We start from the raw sequence: 976 nt of genomic DNA on the forward strand, positions 1-976 counted from the left end.
CTAGGAGCTGCCGCTTTCGCCTTATCTTCCAAGCCAAGTCCTTTGATCAGCAGCATAGCGAGCTCTTGGCGAGTTACAGTCGCTGTCGGATTAAACTTGTTGTCAACCACGTCATAGGTGAGATTGGCTTTCTTTAGTGCCTCCATATATGAGCGTGAGGCGTCATTCGTTTGCACATCCGTGAAACTTGATCCCTTCGCCATATTGTCGATGGTCAATCCCAGAATGAGCGTTGCTGTTTTTGCTAGCTGAGCTCGATTAATGCTATCATCCACCCCAAAAGTATCCGCAGATGACTTCTCAATCGCGTCCATTTTCAAGAGAACGTTGATTTTTTTCTTGTCATCTTTCGAAAGACTTTTCAAATCACTGAGTTGGTCAGCCAAATAGGTGTCTATAGTTACGGTTGAAGAAGAAGTTGGTGCTTTCGTTGCCGTTGGTTTAGTTGATGGTTTTGCTGAAGGTTTTGGTGCTGGTGATGTTTTTGTAGCTGGCGCTTGTGGTGCAGCGGCTTCCTCTGCACTGATATAAGGGGCAAAGCAGTAACATAGCAGCATAAATGATAGTAACAGAGCAAGTTCTTTCCTCATTTCGTGCACCTCCCTATAAGATGATACCCCATTATAAAACGCTTACATTATGTGTGAAAAAAACTAGTGCCTCAATGTAATCAGCCCCACTCTCATTCGCTCATTTTCTTGCATGGACTAACTTTATTACAAAACCGAGCCCACAATATGGGGGCTTTTGTGCAATTTTATAGGTTGTTTTATTCATCCTGCCAATTGCCGCTCACTGTTACGGACTCAGAAGCCGCTATTCCGCCTAATTCGACTGAATTTGAGGTGCTATCGGACTGAGGAGGCGCTATTTATGGATTTCATTGCCTTCCTAGGCAATTTCATGGCCGATAGCGGCTCGTGAGTCCGTTAGATGCTAAATCTATCCCAAAAGCAGCGAATAGAGCTGTCTCAGT

General features: G+C 44.6%; 1 protein-coding gene. It reads right to left on the reverse strand.

Annotated elements, in window-relative coordinates; all coding sequences use genetic code 11:
- Positions 1-590 (reverse strand): S-layer homology domain-containing protein (locus tag AC1DUA_RS39060; RefSeq protein ID WP_477504794.1); only part of this gene is annotated, 590 nt, incomplete at its 3' end.
- Between the last annotated feature and the right edge of the window lie 386 nt (positions 591-976).

Source organism: Paenibacillus sp. 01T422 (assembly GCF_056398785.1).